At 54.5% G+C, this 18,133-nt stretch carries 15 protein-coding genes and 1 pseudogene; 6 read left to right on the top strand and 10 right to left on the bottom strand.

The annotated features are described in order from the left end of the window. Positions 1–50: 50 nt before the first annotated feature. Complete coding sequence (locus J4685_RS04620) at positions 51–497, top strand: transposase (protein ID WP_000252555.1); 447 nt, start codon at positions 51–53, stop codon at positions 495–497. A 115-nt stretch (positions 498–612) separates the two neighbouring features. On the opposite strand, the pseudogene mgtA reads toward J4685_RS04620, so the two are convergent. Both mgtA and mgtL read right to left on the bottom strand, forming a co-directional pair. Further along, positions 613–3,321: pseudogene (gene mgtA / locus J4685_RS04615) on the bottom strand (magnesium-translocating P-type ATPase). A gap of 140 nt (positions 3,322–3,461) precedes the next feature. Then, complete coding sequence (gene mgtL / locus J4685_RS22740) at positions 3,462–3,515, bottom strand: mgtA regulatory leader peptide MgtL (protein WP_223229583.1); 54 nt, start codon at positions 3,513–3,515, stop codon at positions 3,462–3,464. 189 nt (positions 3,516–3,704) lie between these two features. Between mgtL and treR the strand changes: the two genes are divergently transcribed. The 5 genes from treR (at position 3,705) to nrdG (ending at position 11,138) form a co-directional block, all read left to right on the top strand. Then, positions 3,705–4,652, top strand: a complete 948-nt coding sequence (treR, locus tag J4685_RS04605; RefSeq protein ID WP_001181303.1) for a trehalose operon repressor TreR — start codon at positions 3,705–3,707, stop codon at positions 4,650–4,652. A gap of 137 nt (positions 4,653–4,789) precedes the next feature. After that, the gene (gene treB, locus J4685_RS04600) at positions 4,790–6,208 is read left to right on the top strand and encodes a PTS trehalose transporter subunit IIBC (protein WP_000048813.1); all 1,419 of its coding nucleotides are present in this window, start codon (positions 4,790–4,792) and stop codon (positions 6,206–6,208) included. A 49-nt stretch (positions 6,209–6,257) separates the two neighbouring features. Next, on the top strand, positions 6,258–7,910 hold the full coding sequence (gene treC, locus J4685_RS04595) for an alpha,alpha-phosphotrehalase (protein WP_000155064.1): 1,653 nt from the start codon (positions 6,258–6,260) through the stop codon (positions 7,908–7,910). A 408-nt stretch (positions 7,911–8,318) separates the two neighbouring features. After that, entirely contained in the window at positions 8,319–10,457 is a 2,139-nt protein-coding gene (gene nrdD / locus J4685_RS04590; RefSeq protein ID WP_000187826.1) for an anaerobic ribonucleoside-triphosphate reductase, read from the top strand. A 216-nt stretch (positions 10,458–10,673) separates the two neighbouring features. After that, positions 10,674–11,138 (top strand): anaerobic ribonucleoside-triphosphate reductase-activating protein, encoded by a 465-nt coding sequence (gene nrdG, locus J4685_RS04585; RefSeq protein WP_001009172.1) that lies wholly within the window; start codon positions 10,674–10,676, stop codon positions 11,136–11,138. A 3-nt stretch (positions 11,139–11,141) separates the two neighbouring features. On the opposite strand, the gene J4685_RS04580 is transcribed toward nrdG, so the two are convergent. The 8 genes from J4685_RS04580 to J4685_RS04545 form a co-directional block, all read right to left on the bottom strand. Then, a complete protein-coding gene (locus J4685_RS04580; protein ID WP_000220578.1) occupies positions 11,142–11,426 on the bottom strand; it encodes a type II toxin-antitoxin system RelE family toxin in 285 nt (94 codons plus the stop codon). Next, positions 11,416–11,658 carry a type II toxin-antitoxin system RelB/DinJ family antitoxin gene (locus J4685_RS04575; protein ID WP_000212724.1) on the bottom strand — a complete coding sequence of 81 codons (243 nt, stop codon included), beginning with the start codon at positions 11,656–11,658 and terminating at the stop codon, positions 11,416–11,418. The genes J4685_RS04580 and J4685_RS04575 overlap by 11 nt, the downstream gene beginning before the upstream one ends. A gap of 77 nt (positions 11,659–11,735) precedes the next feature. Beyond that, entirely contained in the window at positions 11,736–13,649 is a 1,914-nt protein-coding gene (locus J4685_RS04570) for a BglG family transcription antiterminator (RefSeq protein ID WP_001212144.1), read from the bottom strand. Positions 13,650–13,665: 16 nt separating this feature from the next. Next, the gene (dagF, locus tag J4685_RS04565; RefSeq protein ID WP_000779266.1) at positions 13,666–14,406 is read right to left on the bottom strand and encodes a 2-dehydro-3-deoxy-phosphogluconate aldolase; all 741 of its coding nucleotides are present in this window, start codon (positions 14,404–14,406) and stop codon (positions 13,666–13,668) included. After that, the gene (locus J4685_RS04560) at positions 14,403–15,521 is read right to left on the bottom strand and encodes a DgaE family pyridoxal phosphate-dependent ammonia lyase (protein ID WP_001139183.1); all 1,119 of its coding nucleotides are present in this window, start codon (positions 15,519–15,521) and stop codon (positions 14,403–14,405) included. Before J4685_RS04560 ends, dagF begins: the two co-directional genes overlap by 4 nt. Further along, positions 15,505–16,638 carry an amidohydrolase/deacetylase family metallohydrolase gene (locus J4685_RS04555; RefSeq protein WP_000459927.1) on the bottom strand — a complete coding sequence of 378 codons (1,134 nt, stop codon included), beginning with the start codon at positions 16,636–16,638 and terminating at the stop codon, positions 15,505–15,507. Before J4685_RS04555 ends, J4685_RS04560 begins: the two co-directional genes overlap by 17 nt. Before the next feature lie 58 nt (positions 16,639–16,696). Beyond that, positions 16,697–17,341, bottom strand: a complete 645-nt coding sequence (locus J4685_RS04550) for a DUF4310 family protein (RefSeq protein ID WP_000392131.1) — start codon at positions 17,339–17,341, stop codon at positions 16,697–16,699. 11 nt (positions 17,342–17,352) lie between these two features. Further along, positions 17,353–18,129 (bottom strand): DUF4311 domain-containing protein, encoded by a 777-nt coding sequence (locus tag J4685_RS04545; RefSeq protein WP_000478578.1) that lies wholly within the window; start codon positions 18,127–18,129, stop codon positions 17,353–17,355. Positions 18,130–18,133 lie beyond the last annotated feature (4 nt).

The following is an 18,133-nucleotide window of genomic DNA, read 5'->3' as shown; positions in this document are numbered from 1 at the left end:
CGGCGCAAGTTTGCCCGGTTCGGGGCACCAACAGCCATGGAGAGGCGGCAATGGTAAGATCGCGTTTTACCGAGGAACAAATAGCCGATTTTCTGCAACAGTCGAAAAACGGCGTACCGAATAAGGCGTTGTGCGAAGAATATGGATTTAGCAACAGCACGCTCCGTCGCTGGCAAGAGAAGCATGCTGAAAGCGTACGCCAGGAATTAAAACAGATAGAATCTACCGCGAAGATAGTCTTTTTATGCTTCATTGTCGCAGCCATATTGCTTACCCTTATGTTTCCTAAACCCACTGCCGCCTTAGCGATTCCTCCTTACTTAGTTTATTGCATTAGCTATATTCGCCGCTTTCGTCGCATATCTGCAAAACATATCCGGCGGTGGGACATCTCCTCCTCTCGTTCTGGCTCGGGGGCAGAGAATGTATTTTACAAACTTAGCTGGACATTCCTCTTTTTTATGCCTGCATATAGCATTCTACAGTTGCTTGAATAAGCCCTGAAATTTAAAGATAAAGCCGATCGCGTTAAACTTGTCGAGCTTTACGGGCATCTGGCCTGGTTAGCGATATCGGGGATTAAGCACGCTGGCGAATCCCCGACGAAAGTGTTTACTGCCAGCCATAACGTCGGCTGTAAAACCCTTTCACTAACTGGGTTAACGTCATATAGCCCGCCAGAATAGCAATCAGCCACGGGAAATAGCTTAACGGCAGCGCCTGCAACTGCAGGTAAGACGCCAGCGGCGAAAACGGCAACGAGACTCCCACCACCATCACCAACAATGTCATCGCCATCAGCGGCCAGGCGGCGCGACTTTGAATAAACGGCAGACGACGGGTACGGATCATATGCACAATCAGCGTTTGCGACAGTAATCCCACCACAAACCAGCCGGACTGGAACAAGGTTTGCGTTTCTGGCGTATTCGCATGAAATACCCACCACATCAGACAAAAGGTCAAAATGTCGAAAATCGAGCTGATCGGACCGAAAAAGACCATAAAGCGCCCCAAATCAGCCGGATTCCAGCGCTGCGGCTTTTGAATTTGTTCTTCATCGACATTATCAAACGGAATCGCCACCTGGGATACATCGTACAGCAGGTTTTGAATCAGCAAGTGCAGCGGCAGCATTGGCAGGAACGGCAAAAAGGCACTCGCCACCAGCACGCTAAACACGTTACCGAAATTTGAGCTGGCCGTCATCTTGATATATTTCAACATATTAGAAAAAGTACGACGACCTTCAATGACGCCTTCTTCCAGCACCATCAGGCTCTTTTCCAGCAGGATAATATCGGCCGCCTCACGGGCGATGTCCACCGCGCCATCTACCGAGATACCAATATCCGCCGCCCGCAACGCCGGAGCATCGTTAATCCCGTCGCCCATAAAACCGACCACATGCCCCTCGCGTTTGAGCAAAGTGACGATGCGCTCTTTATGCATCGGCGTCAGACGCGCAAACAACGTCGTACGGGCGGCCAGCGCCGCCAGCGCGTCGTCGCTTAACCCTTCAATATCACTGCCAATAACGACATCGCCCGCATCCAGCCCAACCTCATGGCAAACTTTCGCCGCTACCAGCTCGCTGTCGCCGGTGAGAATTTTCACCGTAATTCCGCTCGCCTTCAGCGCTTTCAGCGCCGGCGCGGTGGTCTCTTTCGGCGGATCGAGAAAAGCGATATACCCTTCCAGGATCAGGTCAGATTCATCGATACGCTGGTAATCGCCCTCACGCGCAGGCAGGTATTTGGTCGCGACGGCGACCACGCGTAGCCCCTGACGGTTCAGCGTGTCGGTAACGCGTTTCACCCGGCGCAGCATATTGTCGTCCAGCGGCACAATATCGCCGTTGTGGCGCACCTGAGTACACACGTTCAGGATCTCCTGTAACGCGCCTTTGCAGACCAGTTGATGCACGTTCGAATCTTCGGCGACCACCACCGACATCCGGCGACGCTCAAAATCAAACGGGATCTCATCGATTTTCTGCCAGCGTCCGGAGAGCTGACGCGCGGCGGTTTCGTCTACTCCCTCCAGGACCGCCGTATCCAGTAAATTTTTTAGACCGGTCTGATAATGGCTGTTCAGCCAGGCGCAATGCAGTACATGCTCGCTGGGCTTACCAGAAATATCCGTATGATTTTCCAGCACAATTTTGTCCTGCGTCAATGTGCCGGTTTTATCGGTGCACAGAATATCCATCGCGCCGAAGTTCTGAATCGCATCAAGGTGCTTCACGATAACTTTCTGTTTCGAGAGCTTCACCGCCCCGCGCGCGAGGGTAGAGGTGACGATCATCGGCAACATTTCCGGGGTGAGTCCTACCGCGACCGAGAGCGCAAATAGCGCCGCTTCCCACCAGTCACCTTTCGTGTAACCATTAATAATCAGTACTACCGGCGCCATGACCAGCATAAAGCGGATCAGCAACATACTGACGCGGCTAATTCCTTTCTGGAAAGCGTTCTGCTCGTTATCTTGTTCCGACACGCGCCCCGCCAATTGACCAAACCAGGTGTCGGCGCCGGTCGCCATCACCACGGCCTGCGCCGTTCCGCTCACGACGTTCGTCCCCATAAAGCACAGCGTGTCGCACTCAAGCGGGTTATTTTGCCGGGGCTCACGCGTCGTGGCGACTTTCTCGACCGGCAGAGATTCGCCGGTCAGCGACGCCTAGGCGACAAACAGATCGCGCGCCTGGATAATCCGTAAATCCGCCGGGATCATATCCCCCGCCGCCAGTTTAATAATATCGCCGGGCACCAGTTGATCGATGGGTAATTCCAGCCAGGCGTTTTCGCCATTTTCATTAATAACCCTCAGTACGGTAGCGGTATTGCTCACCATCGCTTTTAGCGCGTCCGCCGCTTTCGTCGAGCGCGCTTCCTGCACAAAATTCAGCAGTGTTGAGATACCGACCATCAGGGCGATAACGCCTGCGGCAAACAGATCCTCCGTGGCATAAGAAATGCCGCCAAGAATCGTGAGTAAGATGTTGAAAGGATTGCGATAACATACCCACAGATGCACCCACCACGGCGAGGGTTTCTGTGCCGGAAGGCGGTTTTCGCCATGCTTTTCACGCGCGCGCGTCACTTCGGCGGCGTTTAATCCCTCCGGGTGCGTATCAAAAACGCGCCAGAGAGTCTCCTGCTCCATTGCCGCGACTTTCAGACAGCGCTCGCTCAGCGAAGGCGGGATAGTCGCATTTACCGCGGTCTGCGCGCCGGGCAGCGGATCGCGGTGAACCAGACGATAAGGCAAATGACGATTAAGCCGGGCAAAAAGCTGGCGGGTAATGGTTTTTAGCATAGGTAATCCCTCCGCGCCGAAGTCAGGCGCAGAAAATTCTTCAGGCGCGGCAAAGCTTTGCCCGATGAGCAATGTTTAAATAAAAACAGGGACGTTATTGTGTCACTGTCTTACACACCGGTAAGACAGCAGAGGCAGGCTTACCGGAAAAGGAAAGTTCTCCATCGCGGGAGAGGGGTGGGTTCAGGGTCCATGTCGCCTCCGGTAAGTAAATAATTTGCGCCGCGGATTATACGCATAAATCCATAAGTTTTGTGGCAATTATGGCGGTATCATACCGTTACGTAATTAAACCAACGATAAACCAGACTTTGCCCATTGCCCTTCGCTTGAGTAAAGTTACTCTTTTTATCACCATCAGCGTCACGCCACGGGAAAACAGGATGCAAAACCGGCTCACTATCAAAGACATCGCCCGCCTGAGCGGCGTAGGGAAATCAACCGTTTCCCGCGTGCTTAACAATGAAAGCGGCGTAAGCGAACGTACCCGCGAGCGTGTCGAAGCGGTGATGAATCAACACGGTTTCTCCCCGTCCCGCTCCGCCCGCGCGATGCGGGGACAAAGTGATAAAGTGGTCGCTATTATCGTCACTCGCCTTGATTCGTTGTCTGAAAACCTCGCGGTTCAGACCATGCTGCCTGCGTTTTACGAACAGGGCTACGACCCTATTATGATGGAAAGTCAGTTCTCTCCGACGCTGGTAATGGAACATCTGGGCATGCTCAGACGACGTAACATTGATGGCGTGGTGCTGTTTGGCTTTACCGGCATCACAGAAGAGTTGATCTCCCCCTGGAAAGCTTCGCTGGTGCTGCTGGCAAGAGATGCGCAAGGTTTTGCCTCCGTCTGTTACGACGACGAGGGCGCGATTCATATCCTTATGCAGCGGCTGTATGAGCAGGGACACCGCAACATTAGCTTTCTGGGCGTTCCCCATAGCGATATTACCACCGGCAAACGTCGGCATGACGCATACCTGGCGTTTTGCAAAAAACATAAACTTCATCCCGTCGCCGCCCTGCCCGGTCTTGCCATGAAGCAGGGCTATGAGCATACGGCAAGTGTCATCATGCCGGATACCACCGCGTTAGTCTGCGCCACCGATACGCTGGCGTTGGGCGCCAGTAAGTATTTACAGGAGCAACGTATTGAAACGCTGCAACTGGCAAGCGTCGGGAACACGCCGCTGATAAAATTCCTGCACCCGGAGATCGTCACTGTCGATCCTGGCTATGCTGAAGCCGGACGGCAGGCGGCTTCGCAGCTGATCGAACAGATCAATGGCCGCTGCGATCCGCGCCGGATCGTCATTCCTTCTACCCTCGCCTGAGTGACTGATTAAACGGAATACCACGAGTAATTTGTGATCTTCGCCGTGTTTCGGGAACGTTCCCATTTTTAAACCAACGTTGAAGAGCTACTCTTGCGCCAACCCATAACTTACCTCCTCTGCCATGAGGCTTTACGATGAGCAAAGTAAAACAAGCCGATATCGACCGGCTGATTGACCTGGTTGGCGGGCGCGACAACATCGCCGCGGTGAGCCACTGCATTACTCGCCTGCGCTTTGTGCTCCACCAGCCCGCGAACGCCCGACCAAAAGAGATCGAACAATTGCCGATGGTTAAAGGCTGTTTCACCAACGCCGGGCAGTTTCAGGTGGTGATTGGCACCGACGTTGGCGATTACTATAACGCGCTGCTGGAGACCACCGGCAAAGCGTATGCTGATAAAGAGCAGGCCAAAAAAGCCGCTCGCCAGAACATGAAGTGGCATGAGCAGTTAATTTCCCACTTTGCGGAGATCTTCTTTCCGCTACTACCGGCGTTGATCAGCGGCGGTTTGATCTTAGGCTTTCGTAACGTGATCGGCGATGTGCCGATGAGCCACGGTCAAACGCTGGCGCAGATGCATCCGGCGCTAAAAACGCTTTATGATTTTTTATGGTTGATCGGCGAAGCGATCTTTTTCTATCTGCCGGTGGGGATCTGCTGGTCGGCGGTGAAAAAAATGGGCGGCACGCCGATTCTTGGTATCGTGCTCGGCGTAACGCTGGTGTCGCCGCAGTTGATGAATGCGTATCTGCTGGGCCAGCAAACGCCGGACGTCTGGAACTTCGGCGTATTTAGTATTGAGAAAATAGGCTACCAGGCGCAGGTTATCCCGGCGCTACTGGCAGGACTGGCGCTTGGGTTTATTGAAACGCGGTTGAAACGCATCGTGCCGGATTATCTCTACCTGGTCGTCGTCCCGGTGTGTTCGTTGATACTGGCCGTCTTTCTCGCCCACGCCTTTATTGGCCCCTTTGGTCGTATGATCGGCGACGGCGTGGCCTTTGCGGTACGTTATCTGATGACCGGCAGTTTCGCCCCGATAGGCGCGGCGCTGTTCGGCTTCCTGTATGCCCCGCTGGTCATTACCGGCGTCCACCAGACCACGCTCGCTATCGATATGCAGATGGTTCAGAGCATGGGCGGTACGCCAGTCTGGCCGCTGATTGCGCTGTCGAATATCGCGCAAGCCTCCGCCGTGGTGGGCATCATCATCTCCAGCCGTAAACACAATGAACGTGAAATTTCCGTTCCGGCGGCGATCTCCGCCTATCTGGGGGTGACCGAACCGGCAATGTACGGCATCAACATCAAATATCGCTTCCCGATGCTGTGCGCGATGATCGGCTCTGGCCTTGCCGGTCTGCTCTGTGGTCTGAATGGCGTAATGGCAAACGGCATCGGCGTTGGCGGCCTGCCGGGCATTCTCTCTATCCAGCCGACTTACTGGCAGGTGTTTGCGATGGCGATGGTTATCGCGATCGTTATCCCGGTGATTCTGACCACCTTTATCTATCAGCGTAAGCATCGTCAGGGCACATTACAAATTGTCTAATTCTTCTTCGGGGCGCAGTTGCGTCCCAACGTACTTGCAGGAAACTACAATGACTATCCCCCTCTGGTGGCAAAACGGCGTTATTTATCAGATCTACCCGAAAAGTTTTCAGGACACGACCGGCAGCGGCACCGGCGATTTACGCGGCGTCACGCAGCGCCTTGACTATCTACAGCGACTCGGCGTGGACGCCATCTGGCTCACGCCGTTTTATATCTCGCCGCAGGTGGATAACGGTTATGACGTCGCAAATTATACGGCTATCGACCCGACCTACGGCACGCTGGATGATTTTGACGAGCTGGTCGCGCAGGCGAAAGCACGCGGCATTCGCATCATCCTGGATATGGTGTTTAACCATACTTCTACCCAGCACACCTGGTTTCGCGAAGCGCTGAACAAAGAGAGCCCATACCGTCAGTTTTACATCTGGCGCGACGGCACGCCGGATGTCTGCCCGAATAACTGGCAATCCAAATTTGGCGGCAGCGCCTGGCGCTGGCATAGCCAGAGCGAACAATATTATTTACACCTTTTCGCGCCTGAACAGGCCGACCTGAACTGGGAAAACCCCGCCGTACGCGCCGAGCTGAAAAAGGTTTGTGAATTCTGGGCCGATCGCGGCGTGGATGGCCTACGTCTGGACGTGGTGAACCTGATCGCCAAAGATCAGGATTTTCCTGACGATCCGACGGGCGACGGACGCCGCTTTTATACCGACGGGCCGCGCGCGCATACGTTTTTACGCGAAATGAACCGTGACGTTTTTACGCCGCGTAATCTGATGACGGTAGGCGAAATGTCCTCTACCACGCTGGAAAACTGCCAGCAATATGCCGCGCTTAGCGGCGACGAACTCTCAATGACCTTCAATTTTCATCATCTGAAGGTGGATTACCCCAATGGCGAAAAGTGGACGCTGGCAAAACCTGATTATGTGGCGCTGAAAGCGTTGTTCCGCCACTGGCAACAGGGGATGCATAACGTCGCCTGGAACGCGTTATTCTGGTGTAATCACGATCAGCCGCGCATCGTTTCCCGCTTTGGCGACGAGGGGGAATACCGGGTTCCAGCCGCGAAAATGCTGGCGATGGCGCTGCACGGTATGCAAGGGACGCCTTATATCTATCAGGGCGAAGAAATCGGCATGACCAACCCACACTTTACCCGCATCACCGATTATCGCGACGTGGAAAGTCATAATATGTTTGCCGCGCTACGCGCCGCCGGACGCGACCCCGACGAACTACTGGCTATCCTGGCCAGTAAATCCCGCGACAACAGCCGCACGCCGATGCAGTGGGACAACGGTAAAAACGCCGGTTTCACCCAGGGCGAGCCGTGGATAAGCCTGTGCGATAATTATACGGAGGTTAATGTCGCGGCGGCATTACGCGATGAAAACTCGGTGTTTTACACCTATCAAAAGCTGATTGCGCTACGTAAAACCCAGCCTGTATTGATCTGGGGCGATTATCAGGATCTCCTCCCGGATAGCCCATCAGTATGGTGTTATCGCCGCCAGTGGCAGGGGCAAATCCTGCTGGTTGTCGCCAATCTGAGTAACCAGTGCCAGGAGTGGCATCCACCGCATATCAAAGGACAGTGGCAGGCGCTACTGCATAATTATGGCGAGGTCGCCAGCCAGCCAGCTGCGATGACGCTGCGCCCATTTGAAGCCATCTGGTGGTTACAACGCTAACGCGACGTCCTTATACGGATAAACGCCACAAACCTATTGACACGGGCTGTGGCGTTGCTCCAGGTTACTGACTGTTTTTGTTGAATAATTAATCAGATTTTTCTTGCTATCTTTTACAAACGCTACAGCGCCCGCCATCTGTACGCTCTGATTTTTACCTTGTTCTACATCAATAAAATTGCAAACATCCTTGATGCAAATCACTACATATAGACTTTAAAATGCACACCGACCCAATATGTTGTATTAATTGACTACAATTGCTACAACATCCGTTCACTCGACACAAGGTGAATTGTGGATAACCTGGGTCAGGATTGCGGGAAGTCGTTGGAAAAGAGATGAATAAACCTGTTATGGCTTCCCCGGCCTCTGTGGATAACCTGTTCTTACAAATATGGAGTGATCATGACACCGCATGTGATGAAACGAGATGGCTGTAAAGTGCCATTCAAATCAGAGCGCATTAAGGAAGCCATTCTACGTGCAGCTAAAGCAGCGGGAGTCGATGACGCAGATTACTGTGCCACCGTCGCAGAAGTCGTTAGCAGCCAAATGAACGCGCGCAGTCAGGTGGATATTAACGAGATCCAAACTGCGGTTGAAAACCAACTGATGTCCGGCCCGTACAAACAGCTTGCCCGCGCCTACATCGAATACCGTCACGATCGCGACATTCAGCGTGAAAAGCGTGGTCGTCTGAACCAGGAAATTCGCGGCCTGGTAGAGCAAACCAACTCCGCGTTGCTCAATGAAAACGCCAACAAAGACAGTAAAGTCATTCCCACCCAGCGCGATTTGCTGGCCGGGATTGTCGCCAAACACTATGCCCGCCAGCACCTGTTGCCGCGTGACGTAGTACAAGCGCATGAGCGCGGCGATATCCACTATCACGATCTCGACTATTCGCCGTTCTTCCCGATGTTCAACTGTATGTTGATCGACCTGAAAGGCATGTTGACCCAGGGCTTTAAGATGGGTAACGCCGAGATCGAACCGCCAAAATCTATCTCTACCGCCACTGCCGTTACCGCGCAGATTATCGCGCAGGTCGCCAGCCATATTTATGGCGGCACCACCATTAACCGTATCGACGAAGTGCTGGCGCCGTTTGTCACCGAAAGCTATAACAAGCACCGCAAAACCGCCGATGAGTGGCAGATCCCGGATGCCGAAGGGTATGCGCGTTCTCGCACCGAAAAAGAGTGCTACGACGCCTTCCAGTCGCTGGAATACGAAGTTAACACGCTGCACACCGCTAACGGCCAGACGCCTTTCGTGACCTTTGGTTTTGGCCTCGGCACCAGTTGGGAGTCGCGTCTGATCCAGGCGTCTATTTTGCGTAACCGTATCGCCGGTCTGGGTAAAAATCGCAAAACCGCCGTGTTCCCGAAACTGGTCTTCGCTATCCGCGACGGTTTGAACCACAAGTTTGGCGATCCGAACTACGACATTAAACAACTGGCGCTGGAGTGCGCGAGCAAGCGCATGTATCCGGACATTCTCAACTACGATCAGGTGGTCAAAGTCACCGGTTCGTTCAAAACGCCAATGGGCTGCCGCAGCTTCCTCGGCGTGTGGGAGAACGAAAACGGCGAGCAGATCCACGACGGGCGTAACAACCTGGGCGTGATTAGCCTTAACCTGCCGCGCATCGCGCTGGAAGCAAAAGGCGACGAAACCACATTCTGGAAACTGCTGGATGAACGTCTGGCGCTGGCGCGGAAGGCGCTGATGACCCGTATCGCCCGCCTTGAAGGCGTGAAAGCCCGCGTCGCGCCTATCCTGTATATGGAAGGCGCCTGCGGCGTGCGGCTGAAAGCGGACGACGACGTGTCTGAAATCTTTAAAAATGGTCGTGCGTCCATCTCTCTGGGCTACATTGGTATCCATGAAACCATTAACGCGCTGTTTGGCGGCGAACACCTGTACGACAGCGAGCAACTTCGCGCTAAAGGCATCGCGATTGTGGAGCGTCTGCGCCAGGCCGTGGATCAGTGGAAAGACGAGACCGGCTACGGCTTTAGCCTGTACAGCACGCCAAGTGAAAACCTCTGTGACCGCTTCTGCCGTCTGGATACCGCCGAGTTCGGCGTGGTGCCGGGCGTAACCGATAAAGGTTACTACACCAACAGCTTCCACCTCGACGTGGAGAAGAAGGTCAACCCGTACGACAAAATCGATTTCGAAGCGCCGTATCCGCCGCTGGCGAACGGGGGTTTCATTTGCTACGGCGAATACCCGAACATTCAGCACAACCTGAAAGCGCTGGAAGATGTCTGGGATTACAGCTATCAGCATGTACCCTATTACGGCACCAACACGCCGATCGATGAATGCTACGAGTGCGGCTTTACCGGCGAGTTCGAATGTACCAGTAAAGGTTTCACCTGCCCGAAATGCGGCAACCACGATGCCGCGCGCGTCTCGGTCACCCGCCGCGTGTGCGGTTATTTAGGCAGCCCGGACGCACGCCCGTTTAACGCCGGTAAGCAGGAAGAAGTGAAGCGCCGCGTGAAGCATTTAGGCAACGGGCAGATAGGTTAATCCTCCGTTTGCAATGCGTAAATGCCGGATGGCGGTGTAAACACCTTATCCGGCCTACAACCGCTGGCTATAGTTCCAATTTCATGAGTTTCCTCTAAGCAGTTGGTGTTGTAGCAAGGCGGCAAACGAACGAATCCCAGGGAGCTTACATAAGTAAGTGACCTGGGTAAGTGAGAGCGGCCAACGCCGCTACAGCGCCAAATGCAACGAGGAAACATGAACTTTCATCAATACTACCCCGTCGATATCGTTAACGGCCCCGGCACCCGCTGCACCCTGTTTGTGTCAGGGTGCGTGCACGAATGCCCTGGCTGCTATAACAAAAGCACCTGGCGGCTCAATTCCGGCCAGCCGTTTACCAAAGAGATGGAAGATAAGATCATTGCCGATCTGAACGACACGCGCATTCACCGTCAGGGGATCTCGCTGTCGGGCGGCGATCCGCTGCATCCGCAAAACGTACCGGATATCCTGGCACTGGTACAACGCATCCACGCGGAGTGCCCGGGGAAAGATATCTGGGTGTGGACCGGCTACAAGCTCGATGAACTCAACGCCGCACAGATGCAGGTAGTCGATCTCATCAACGTGCTGGTCGATGGCAAATTTGTGCAGGCTCTGAAAGACCCGGCGCTTATCTGGCGCGGTAGCAGCAACCAGGTAGTGCATCATTTGCGTTGATCGCTAAAGCCGTTTGTTTGCATCGTGATAGACGGCTGAATGTTCTCGCTTGCCGACCGCAACAACAAACACAATCACAACGTCATCCCGAACCTGGTACACCAGACGATAACCGGACGATTTAAGCTTAATTTTATAGCAGTCAGGAAGACCGTTTAAACGGGCAGAGTCGATTCTGGGGTTCAATAGCACATCAGCCAACTTTTTCTTAAGCTGAGCCTTCACCGTATCGCCCAGCTTATGCCACTCTTTTAAGGCCCTCGGGTCGAATTCCAGTTCATAAGTCATCCAGACTAACCTTGATTCCCTTTTGCGGACTAGACAGCCTCTCCCGAACTGTCTGAATCAATGCATCTTCACTGTCGCTAAGAGTGACGGTTTTCACTGGCATGCGCCCCGTTTCCGCGACGTACTGGAACAGTAATCGCACGGCTTCCGTTGGAGTAATGTTCAGTTTTTCCAGCACGGCATAAGCCTCATTTTTGAGTTTGTCATCCAGACGGACGTTCAGCGTGGCCATTATGCCTCCAGGAGAATCGAATGTGTAATGCAGTTTAGCATTACATTCGCATTACATCGAATTCTGGATAACGCCTCTCAAAAACGACTCACGCACTCCATCGCGACCGTTTTAAATTGCGTAAAATTCTGACATGCGCAGAGGCGCGTCATGGCGCGTTCGCGCAGGAAAGTGACGAAAATATCGTAGATGGCCATCGCCTCTTCATATTCACTTTTGCTGATGGCGAGTAAAAAAATAACATGCGCCGTTTCGTCACCCCAGACAATCCCCTGCGGCGCGAGCACCGTATAAACCACCGTTTTCTTCGCCAGCAGCCCCAGCGCGTGTGGCAAGGCAATCCCGTCGCCTAATAACGTACTGACGATAGCTTCACGTTCAATAACCGAATCGAGAAACGCCGCATCAACAAAGCCTTCCTCGTGCAACTGATCGCACAGCGTTTTAAACAGCGCCTGTTGATCTATTTCCCCCTCCACGATGCGAAAATGCGAGGCATCGAAATATTTATCCAGCATCCACGGACGGGTTCTGTCCACCAGCACCAGCTTACCGATCTGCTCCAATTGATAGTCGGTAGGAAAGGGTGCGATCATGATGACCGGCTTATCTTTTTCGCCGATCCGCGCTGTGGAAATCACAAAATCCTCCACAATACTGTCCCGCGCCTCATAGTCGCGTAGCGTCAGAGTGCGGGCAATCTCAATCTGCGGGTATTTCCGCGCCAGTACCGCTTCAATCATCCGCACCATCACATTACCAGCATCGCACACCAGCAGTACCTGCGGCTGCCGCTGGTAGCCAATGTTGTAACTACGTTCCAGCCCAACGCCAATATGCAGCACCAGAAAACCGATTTCGTTTTCGCTAATGGTATACGGCGTGTATTTTCCCCAACTCGATATCGCCGCCAACGTCATATCCCACGCCATCGGATAGTGCTGCTTAATATTTTCCAGTAGTGGGTTGGGGATCATGATCTGGTAGCGCACGCGGGTGATCATCGTTTTGATGTGGGTCAGCAAGTCCGCGTGAAGCTGTTTATCATTCAACAGGTTATAGTTGTACTGGGTATTAATAAAATTGAGGATATAGTGCACCAGCGCCTCTTCATCATCGGCATTAATGGCGCTGGGGGCAATCTCCTGTACCTGGCGGGCGGCAATATGCACCTTCAGCCAGCTTACTTCCGGCTCCGACAGCGGCTTGTCAGCCAGCTGTTGTAGTAGCTCCGCAATCTCATGCGCCGCATGGCGCACCTTTTCATCGACCTCCTCTGCCACGCATTCCGATAACGGATACCCCTCGCGAATACGCCGTACCGCCACCGCGCAGTATAAACGCAGAAACAGCTCGCCCTCATCGGTCAGGCGGATTTGACAATGAGAGAAAATATCCGGCAAAAGAGACTGCAGCCGTTGAGACACCTCGGTGTTCAGCGTGGTACTAACAATTAACGGATGGGAGGGCTCCTGCTGCGCCAGCGTCCATAAAAGGTCGGTCAGACAGGCGCGAATCGCCATCTCTCCGCCAAACAATTTCATGCCATGACGCGGACGCGTTTCCAGCGTCAGATGATAACGCAGCAAATGCTCGCGCACGTCCGCCATATCGTTCTGCAACGTCGCACGGCTGACAAACCATTCATCTGCTAAATCCTCCAGCTTCAGCGAGAAGGCGGAGGTTAAAAAACGCGCCAGCAAATAGTGGATCCGCTCCTGGCTGGTGCGCGGACCGCGCGCCAGCGTGGGAGATTGCTGCGTTTGCAGGGATTGATAACGTGCCGGATCATCAATTTTGAGCTGATACCCGTTGCCGCGGCTGAGAGTAAATTGCGCGCCATGCGGCGTCAGCAACATGTTCAGCGCGGCGATATCCGCCCGAACGGTACGCGTGGAGACCGACAACCGCTGCGCCAGTTCGTCCTGCGGCAGCGTCTCGTTTTGCAGCATCGCAAATAGCTGCGCTAAACGTTGGTTGGGGAATCGCACGTCTCTCTCCTCATGATTAGCCGACACGCGACCGGACGATAGCAAGTAACTGACGCACATCGTCCACACGGGTGTTGCCGCTCACCTTATCAATAATCGAACTATAAATGTGAGGAATGATTTTGCTTACACCTGCATCAAGGGCGATGTGCAGAATCTCGGCGAAGTTTTCCAGATCGATGCCGCCCGTCGGTTCCAGCCAGAAATCATGACGGGCGCAGGCCTCAGCCACCGCTTTATACTCGTCGCGACAGGTGAGCCCTCCCATCGGAAAGTATTTAATGGAGCTGCCGCCCATGTCTTTGAGTAGCGCAATCGCCGTTTCTATGGGTACGATGCCGTCCGGCGCGCGGCTGCTTAGCGGGCCGGTGGAAATTTTCACCCGTCCCGGCGTGCCGGTCGGCGAGACAAGACCGTTGACCACCGTCTCATTTTGCCCCAGCAGCGCCCGACTGGCCCCTACGCCGGTAAACACCTGGTTGACATGCTGCGGCTGTACCTGACGCGAGATTTCGCTCACCATCGACGACTGGTTAGGATCGCCTGCCCCCAGTCCGACGGAGAGCGCATTATCGATAAGCGCCGCATATTCACGCATATCTGCGACTGCGCTTGCCACATCCGGATAGTTTTTGGAGAGCACGCCAACCAGCACATGACCTTCCGCCGCCGCGTAGATTTCCCGGGCGTTATCTTTCGAACCGGCCAGTACGTTCAGGCAAACGCGATCGCGGTAAAAGTTAGGGGTCAGTTTCATGCTTTTTTCTCCTGATTAATCACCTCACTAATACGACGCGCCACAATCGCTAACTGCGCGCGATCGACGCTGCGGACATCCGCTTCAATAATCCCTTCGTTGGCTTTGTATCCGCGAAAGTAAATCGCGTATTCCCCTTGCTTCAGCGCGTCTACCAGTTCGCCTGTGGCGATGCCGGTAACGGCTTCATCAAACTTAATTTCCGTGCGCGCGATGTCGCGTCCGGCGCTGTCCCACACCACGCGGGCGCTGACGCCGTTAAACGTGTTCAACGTGTCGATAAAGGGCGCCATTTTTTCTACCATCTCCGCGCCGCTCTCTTTTTGCGCCCGCAGGTACAATTCAATGGCGCAGGTCAGGCCAACAATTCCTTCTTTGCCGACCTTCATCGCCCGACCAATGCCCGCTGACTGACGTTTTACCCACTCAACATACTGCGTTTTGCCAATCACCAGCCCGCTGGTCGGCCCTTCAATCGCTTTCGCGCCGCTATAGATAACGAGATCTGCGCCCACGCGGTAGTAGCACTGCAAATCTTCCTCCGCCGCCGCGTCCACAATCAGCGGGAGATTATGCGTGCGCGCCACCACCGCAGCCTGCTCCACGCTGAGCATACTTTTCTGTACGCAGTGGTGAGATTTGATATAGAGAATAGCCGCCGTGCGCGGCGTAATGGCCGCCGCCAACTGCGCGGCGGAACATTCGTTGGCGTAACCGGCTTCCACCAGTTTGCCGCCGCCCAGCGCCACCATCGTTCCCACCGGCGCGCCAAAGTTGACGTTGTGGCCCTTTGGCAGGACGATTTCGTTATTTTCAATCGGTGTAACGTGCAGATTTTCCAGCAGCCAGTCGCTGTCCTGAACCAGTACCGCGGCAACCGACTGGGCAAGGCCCGCACTGGCGCAGGAGACTACCGTCGCCCCTTCCACCTCCAGCAATTTCGCAATGTACTCACCGGTTTTATTCACCAGATCTTTCATCTCGAAATACTGATTCATTCCGGCCATCGCCGCGTCTATCACTTCCGGGCGCGGCGTAGAGACGCCGAGCGCCGTCATACGTCCGGAGGCGTTAATCACCTGTTTTAATTGATACTTCTCAAAAATCGAAGGCATGTTCCGCGCTCCCTTGTTCGGTCATATAGCCCTTGCCTGCGCGTATCGCGGCAAGCGGCGTCAGCAATTCTTCAGCCTGTAAGCTGTCGTTTTCCGCGTCTACCAACACGGTGGGCTGGCGTTTAAGCGTAAAGAGGGTCAGGTCGGCATCCAGACCAGGCTGAAGACGACCTTTGGTTTTCAGATTCAGGCTATCGGCGGCATTGGCCGTCACGCACGCAATGACCTGCGGCAGCGACATGCCGATGGCGAGGAATTTCGACATCACATTAGCCAGCGAATGCACCGGGCCATTGATGCGGTTATGGCAGTAGATATCGGAACTGATGGTATGCGGTAAAATCCCCAAGCTAATGGCGCGTTTCGCCACCGCAAAGCTCAGGCTGGCGGTGCCATGCCCGATGTCCAGACGCACGCCGCGCGCCAGCGCTCGTGTCACCGAGGCGCGCAGCTCGCCTTCCGGCGTCAGAATACGGTTCGGCTTACCGTTGTAACAGTGGGTAATGATATCGCCCGCCGTCAGACGCTCCGCTATTTCGTCCAGATCCGGCGGGTTATTGCCAATATGCACCATCAGCGGCAGGTTGCCGTTTTCTTGCTGCATGGCTTTAGCGCGTTCCAGCGGCGTGATGCCGTTAACGCCTACCACGCTGCTGCTCATCCGCGCCTTGAGGCCGACGATAAAATCCGGGTGGCGTTTTACCGCCTGCCGGACCGCATCGGCGTCAATATTGGCCATGTTAGCCAGCTCGTTTTGGGCAATAAGCCCAACGCGTGAAACATTCAGCAGCGCATAAACCTCGGTGGTCGCCTGACGGGTCAGAGCATAGAAATCATCAATATCGTCTGCGCCAGTGCTGCCTGCATCAATCACCGTCGTCACCCCCGTCGCGATGCCGATGCTATCCGGCTCATCGAAATAAATCGGCGATTTTGGGTAACAGTGGACGTGCGAATCAATCCAACCCGCGCTGGCGTAACACTCGCCGCGCAGGTCAATGGTTTTCAGCGCCGGATCATCAACGTCGCCCAACGCCGCGATTTTGCCATCTTGCAGGGCAATATTAGTCAGCGTGTCATCGACCAGACGCGCATGGCGCAGGAGTAAATCAAACATCGTTCTCTCCTTTGCCGGATGGCGGCGCAACTGCCTTATCCGGCCTACAAATCAACAGTTAGCTAATCGCAACCGGGAAGATGGAACCGAGGATCATCGCGCCTAAAATCGCGCCGCCGGTAATCGGCTTCTGCCAGATATAAAACAGCAGCGCGCCCACCAGAGAGCCCAGACCAATAGGAATCGATGCCGTCATGGCGCTGAGGATAATCAACGGCCCCAGAAAACGGCCTGAAGTGTTACCGGCCCCCATCATGACGTCCGCCCCGTACGTGGAGTCGCTCTGATTAATAGTGAACTTACGCGCCAGAATAATGATGTAGCCAATCGCCAGGCCAATCACCAGACCGGTTATCAGCGAAGCGATAAAGTTCGCCACCGGGAAGACAAAGCCAGCCCCCAGCAGTAACGCCGGAACCCCTAAGCCCACGCCAGTCTGAATTGCCCCGCCGATATCCAGAATCCCGACCAGCGAACCTTCGATAATGCGGGCAAATAAAAAGCTGGCGCCGAAAGCGGCGACCGTGCCGTAGACGCCGGTATCCATCCCCGCTTTCAACATCGCCACAAAAGCGACTTCGTTAAATGCGCCGATACCGTACAGATAGTACATATGCGTCCCGGCGAAAACGCCGGAGGAGAGCAGGCCAACAAAGATCGGGAACGACCAGTCGGCATACCAAAAACCTTTATTCTCTTCCATTGTGGCCTCCGTTATTTGCCGCTGAGCGAGTTGTGGATCAGTTCAAGCCAGTTCGGTACCGTCATGTTGAAAGACTCGATCATTTTCATGTCGAAGCCGCGGAAGAAGCCGCTCAACACAAACAGCAAAACGATGGCGACCATCATCACTTTGGTGACATGGTTCCAGCCGCTCTCTTCTACGCCTTTACCGATCAAAATACCCAGTACCAGCCCCGGTACGGCGTTCCCCATGATGAGCTGCGCCGCGCCGCCGAAAACGGTGGCCCAGAAACCCGATTTTTTACCAGCGTCGATCGCCGCTAACCAGAAGATCACAGGCATGACGATGTTGACCAGCAGGTTTGCCGCCGGTACCAGCACCTTAACCGCCGTCACCTGTAGCGCTTCTGGCACGGATGAGGCGGTCAGGTTAAGGAACGTCACGACGATCATGCCGATGACGGCGCAGGCGATCGCCATTTTTTTCGGGTCGTGCAGCGTCTCGCCGACGTTACGGTTTTTGATCATTAGCGCCGCCGCGCCCCAGTTAGGGATGATGCGGTGATCGACATCCTGGGTGAACGATCCGGCCGCCACAGACGACGCCCAGGCGTTAAAGAAGAAACCCAGTCCAAAGGAGAAGTGAGATGCCGGGTCGCCTTCACAAGAGTTGAGTTCGCCCAACGTACGGAACGCACCCATCCCCTGCGTGGTTGGCGCGTGAAACATGCGTGCAGCCCCAGCGCCCACCCCTACGCCGACCAGCGCGCCGATAATGAGCGATTTAATTAGTATTATCAGGAACATAACT

The sequence above is a fragment of the Salmonella sp. 32100201201700099SM genome, assembly GCF_017572645.1.
Lineage (GTDB): Bacteria > Pseudomonadota > Gammaproteobacteria > Enterobacterales > Enterobacteriaceae > Salmonella > Salmonella enterica.
This window is presented reverse-complemented; position numbering and strand designations above follow the sequence as displayed.

Bases quoted from the DNA above. Each gene is read 5' to 3' on its own strand.
- J4685_RS04545 (WP_000478578.1), bottom strand. From the start codon at position 18,129: ATGTTCCTGATAATACTAATTAAATCGCTCATTATCGGCGCGCTGGTC.
- J4685_RS04575 (WP_000212724.1), bottom strand. From the start codon at position 11,658: ATGGCCACGCTGAACGTCCGTCTGGATGACAAACTCAAAAATGAGGCT.
- dagF (WP_000779266.1), bottom strand. From the start codon at position 14,406: ATGAAACTGACCCCTAACTTTTACCGCGATCGCGTTTGCCTGAACGTA.
- treR (WP_001181303.1), top strand. From the start codon at position 3,705: ATGCAAAACCGGCTCACTATCAAAGACATCGCCCGCCTGAGCGGCGTA.
- J4685_RS04560 (WP_001139183.1), bottom strand. From the start codon at position 15,521: ATGCCTTCGATTTTTGAGAAGTATCAATTAAAACAGGTGATTAACGCC.
- treC (WP_000155064.1), top strand. From the start codon at position 6,258: ATGACTATCCCCCTCTGGTGGCAAAACGGCGTTATTTATCAGATCTAC.
- treB (WP_000048813.1), top strand. From the start codon at position 4,790: ATGAGCAAAGTAAAACAAGCCGATATCGACCGGCTGATTGACCTGGTT.
- J4685_RS04550 (WP_000392131.1), bottom strand. From the start codon at position 17,341: ATGGAAGAGAATAAAGGTTTTTGGTATGCCGACTGGTCGTTCCCGATC.
- J4685_RS04555 (WP_000459927.1), bottom strand. From the start codon at position 16,638: ATGTTTGATTTACTCCTGCGCCATGCGCGTCTGGTCGATGACACGCTG.
- J4685_RS04580 (WP_000220578.1), bottom strand. From the start codon at position 11,426: ATGACTTATGAACTGGAATTCGACCCGAGGGCCTTAAAAGAGTGGCAT.
- nrdD (WP_000187826.1), top strand. From the start codon at position 8,319: ATGACACCGCATGTGATGAAACGAGATGGCTGTAAAGTGCCATTCAAA.
- J4685_RS04620 (WP_000252555.1), top strand. From the start codon at position 51: ATGGTAAGATCGCGTTTTACCGAGGAACAAATAGCCGATTTTCTGCAA.
- nrdG (WP_001009172.1), top strand. From the start codon at position 10,674: ATGAACTTTCATCAATACTACCCCGTCGATATCGTTAACGGCCCCGGC.